Consider the following 4,623-nt stretch of genomic DNA (forward strand, 5'->3'; position numbering starts at 1 on the left):
CCCAGTGTGGCCGATCACCCTCTCAGGTCGGCTACGCATCGTCGCCTTGGTGAGCCGTTACCCCACCAACTAGCTAATGCGCCGCAGGCCCATCTACAAGTGAGAGCCGAAACCCTCTTTCCCAACCGGATCATGCGATCCAGCCGTGTATCCGGTATTAGCTAACGTTTCCGTTAGTTATCCCAGTCTTGCAGGCAGGTTGCCTACGTGTTACTCACCCGTCCGCCGCTAACCCTTCCCGAAGGAAGAGTCCGCTCGACTTGCATGTATTAGGCACGCCGCCAGCGTTCGTCCTGAGCCAGGATCAAACTCTCCATAATGGTAGAAATTTGACTTGCTCATAAAACGTTACTAGCTTGTTTTTGCGAACCGAAGTTCGCTATACTTGCACGCTCGTTGTTCAGTTTTCAAGGAACAATCTTGTCGTTGTCGGCGATACATCCTCCGAAAGCGACCTGATCAATATACCACATCAGCCTATCTCATTGCAAGAACTATTTTCGAAATCTGATTAACAGATTTATAAGTTCTTGCTAGCTTCTCTCTATTGCTTCGGAAGCAGAATACTAATCTATCACGACTCGCAATCGGAAGTCAAATTGAAAAATATTCCTATAGTACTGCCAGCTTCAAGCCAACAAGCATTAGCACCCCAGGCACTCCGAGCACAACTACGGAAGCTACAGTGGGCAAATTAATCGGAATACGAAACTCTGTATACACGCTAAGGAGATTTAGAAAGTACAACACAAACGCCGCCACCACAATATGGAGCATCGTATAAGCAACCCAGGTTCGCGCATGGCGGTTCCGGAATAACAACATAACGAGCAAAAGTACTGAACTGAAAAATAGTACGGTGAAGAACAAGTTCATATTACCCCTCCGCTGCTTTGGGATAACCGACATATAGAACATGAAGCTTCTGTTGCTTCGCTTTTCGGAGCAGCATTTCATAGCGCTTCTCAGCTGCCTCCAACGCGTATATGGCATAATCGATCTCATCACGCTCCTGTGCGTAGTCAAACTGGCGATGGGCATTCTTCCACTCTTGCAGGGCTACACGGACTTCCTCCATCAACTGCTGCTTGTCCGGCAAACGCTTATCTGGTTGCACACGTCGTATGAACATGCTTGTCAGAAATGCTAATCGACTCATACTGTCACTCCTATCTATAAAATAATCGCTCAATTCTATAAATATGGAGGGCGGTACACATATAGAACAACAAAAAGAACCCTGAACAGCTGTCATCCTAACAGCCACCCAGAGTTCAGTCTACCTGTACGTACTTCACGCCATTAAATCTCTCGTCTTCCTTCCAGTGACTTGGAGAGCGTCACTTCATCCGCATACTCCAAATCCCCGCCTACTGGCAGACCGTGCGCTATCCGGGTTACTTTCAACCCGAACGACTTCACCAGCCTAGACAAATACATAGCAGTCGCTTCCCCTTCAAGATTCGGGTTCGTCGCTAGTATTAACTCCTGCACTTGCTCATCACCCAGTCGCTTCAGCAGCTCTGCCATACGGATTTCATCCGGCCCGATTCCTTCCATCGGAGAAATCGCCCCGTGGAGTACATGATAATACCCACGAAACTCCTTAGTCCGCTCCAATGCCACCAGATCTTTGGGCTCCTGCACAACACAGATTATCGAAGCATCGCGGCTTCGATCCTGACATATGCGGCAAGGGTCTACGTCGGTAATGTTGCAGCATACCGAACAGTAATGCAGATTCCGCTTCACGCTGACTAACGACTTGGCGAAATCAAGCACATCCTCTTCTTTCATCCGCAGCACGTGAAAAGCAAGTCTGCCTGCTGTCTTCGGACCGACGCCCGGCAACCGCGAGAACGCATCAATTAGTTTGGCAATCGGTTCCGGGTAATACAAAGCGTTAGCCCCTTCATCATCAGATCGAAATAATTAACTTAGAACAGGCCTGGCATCTTCATGCCGGCTGTATATTTCCCCATATCCTTCTCAGCCAGTTCTTCCGCCTTGGTCAAAGCATCGTTCACAGCAGTCAAGACGAGATCTTGCAGCATCTCAACATCATCAGGGTCGACAGCCTCAGGCTTGATGACAATATTCGTAACTTTGCGTTGACCAGTAGCCGTAACCGTCACAACGCCGCCGCCCGAAGATCCTTCTACGGTCTTGTTGGCCAATTCTTCTTGTGCCTTCAGCATTTGCTCCTGCATCTTCTTCACTTGCTTCATCATTTGATTCATGTTATTCACAATCGATCATCCTTCCACATCCGTAATGTTCGTTCTATTCCTTAATTACGACTAACTGTTCACCGAATAGCTGGATCGCTTCCTCGATCCACTCTTCCTGCGGCTTGGCTGGAGCTGATCCATCCTCAGCCTCCATGCGCAACTCTTCCGCAGGCTCCTGCGCGACGGCATGCGCTTCCTTCCATTCCTTCATCATAACGGTCGTTAACTTCAACCTTGTACCAAGCAACTCGCTGATGACTTGTTCAATGATTTCCTTATGGGCCGGCTTCTCCGTCGTATCCCGATGCATGCCGCTCTTGAAGGCTAGCAGTATCGCATCTCCGGTAGCCGCAACCAACTCTCCATCTACCAGCCAAGCATGCACGGTAATACGTCGATCCTTCACTAGTTGAAGCACTTGGCTCCACTTGGCCAATACTTGCTTGAACATCTCGGAATCCGTCTGCTGCACGAACCCTTCCAGTTTCACGGATGACTTCAATGCGTTGCTCCCGCTCGTACTGTTCGTACGAGGCGCACTAGGGGAAGGTCTCGATTCCAGCTCCTTCTGCCCCTGAGCAGCAGGAACGACTCCGGATTGCATCAGCTTAGATAACTGTCGTTCCAGGAGATCAACCTTTTGCCGTAGCGCAGATAGTTCCCCTGATGAGGCGCCAGCACCAGCGCCGACACCCTTCCCGGCCTCTGATTGGCTCGCTTCACGCGGCACTTCAATACCGGTATCTTGACTCGTACCGGCTGTCGTGCATATTTTCATAATGGCCACTTCAAGCATCGTCTGGGGCTGAGCCGAATATTTCATCTCCGTCTGGTAACGGTTAAGCACATCAATCATCTGAAACATCTGCTCCGCAGTAAACCGCCCCATCCATTGTCCAGCCTGCTTACTGTCCAGCACCCGTTCGGTCATCTCTTGGGCGCCGGGAACAAGCTTCAGCATCAACACATCGCGGAAGTAGTAGATCAAATTCTCCATACACTTCTCTGCGCTGCGTCCCTCTTGCATAAAGCTCTCGATCATACCCAGACATGCAGCAATGTCCTGGTCGGCGATGGCAGCCGCCAAGCGACCGAATTGTTCGGACGAAATCCCGCCGGTTATAGCCAGAACAGCGTCGTACTTGATCTCGTTGCCCGTATAAGCAATGATCTGGTCAAGTACACTGAGCGCATCCCGCATCCCGCCATCCGACAATCTGGCAATGTATTGAATGGCCTCTGGCTCAGCCTGGACGCCCTCTTGCCCGCAGATGAATTCCAGCCTTCTGATCTGCTCCTCCAACGACACCCTGCGGAAATCGAAACGCTGACACCGTGAAATGATCGTCGCTGGTAACTTGTGAGGCTCCGTGGTGGCCAGGATGAACATAACATGACCCGGGGGCTCTTCCAACGTTTTCAAAAGTGCATTAAACGCCTCGGTTGTAAGCATATGCACTTCATCGATAATATAAACTTTTTGTCTGACTTCTGTCGGCGCGTACTTGGCCTTATCGCGAATGTCACGGATTTCTTCGACACCCCGATTGGAAGCAGCATCGATCTCGATTACGTCCATGACCGCTCCGTCTGTTATTCGAAGGCATGCGGAGCATTCGTTACAAGGCTCCTCGGCAGGGCCGCGCTCACAGTTAACCGCTTTCGCCAATATTTTGGCCGCGCTTGTCTTCCCCGTCCCCCGAGGACCGTTGAACAGATACGCATGCGACATTCGGCCTTCTCGCAACGCGTTCTGAAGGGTCTGTGTAATGTGCTGTTGTCCGACAACATCCCGGAATGCCTGCGGTCTCCAGGTGCGGTATAAAGCGATATGCGCCATATGGATTCTCCCGATCATCCGCGTGATTTCTATAGCATGGTGACTGAACTCCCGGAGCGATTAGACGCCGTTCGTTCTCGTATATGGACCTATTATACTATATCCAAGGAACGTTGACCAACATCGCATACGCCATGTCAGTCGCGATTAAACGGCATGGTGACAGTGAATGTGGTCCCGAACCCTTTGGAAGAGACGCGAATATTACCGCCTATATCGTGGATGATTCGTTGGCAGACAGACAAGCCTAACCCTGTACCGTTTTCCTTGGTCGTGAAGAAGGGATCAAATATTTTATCAATGAGAAAAGCCGGAATTCCTGGGCCCGCATCATGTATATCTATATGCACTTTCTGTTCCGTGACATCTACCCGCTCTGTGACCGTTAATGTCCCCCCTGTCACCATGGCTTCAATTCCATTCTTGCACAAATTAATGAATACCTGCTTCAAGAGCCCTTGATCGGCAACAACAACAGGCATCTGGAACACCGATTGATACCGAATCGTAACATTGTGCAGAACCGCCTGGTTGTTAATGATGGGAAGCACT

6 protein-coding genes and 1 rRNA gene are annotated in these 4,623 nt (G+C 50.2%); all 7 read right to left on the bottom strand.

The window, feature by feature from the left end:
- Positions 1 to 320, bottom strand: a 16S ribosomal RNA gene (locus AC1DWB_RS31465); the annotation flags it as partial.
- 292 nt (positions 321 to 612) lie between these two features.
- Positions 613 to 876 (bottom strand): pro-sigmaK processing inhibitor BofA family protein, encoded by a 264-nt coding sequence (locus AC1DWB_RS31470; protein WP_477545038.1) that lies wholly within the window; start codon positions 874 to 876, stop codon positions 613 to 615.
- 1 nt (position 877) lies between these two features.
- Positions 878 to 1,159: a DUF2508 family protein gene (locus tag AC1DWB_RS31475; protein WP_477545039.1), complete on the bottom strand. Its 282-nt coding sequence runs from the start codon at positions 1,157 to 1,159 to the stop codon at positions 878 to 880.
- A gap of 143 nt (positions 1,160 to 1,302) precedes the next feature.
- Positions 1,303 to 1,899: a recombination mediator RecR gene (gene recR / locus AC1DWB_RS31480; protein ID WP_477545040.1), complete on the bottom strand. Its 597-nt coding sequence runs from the start codon at positions 1,897 to 1,899 to the stop codon at positions 1,303 to 1,305.
- 38 nt (positions 1,900 to 1,937) lie between these two features.
- A complete protein-coding gene (locus AC1DWB_RS31485; protein ID WP_477545041.1) occupies positions 1,938 to 2,249 on the bottom strand; it encodes a YbaB/EbfC family nucleoid-associated protein in 312 nt (103 codons plus the stop codon).
- A gap of 34 nt (positions 2,250 to 2,283) precedes the next feature.
- Entirely contained in the window at positions 2,284 to 4,071 is a 1,788-nt protein-coding gene (gene dnaX / locus AC1DWB_RS31490) for a DNA polymerase III subunit gamma/tau (RefSeq protein WP_477545042.1), read from the bottom strand.
- A gap of 137 nt (positions 4,072 to 4,208) precedes the next feature.
- On the bottom strand, positions 4,209 to 4,623 hold a 415-nt coding region (locus tag AC1DWB_RS31495; RefSeq protein ID WP_477545043.1), incomplete at its 5' end, for an ATP-binding protein.

It is taken from the genome of Paenibacillus sp. P4_E11 (genome assembly GCF_056401635.1).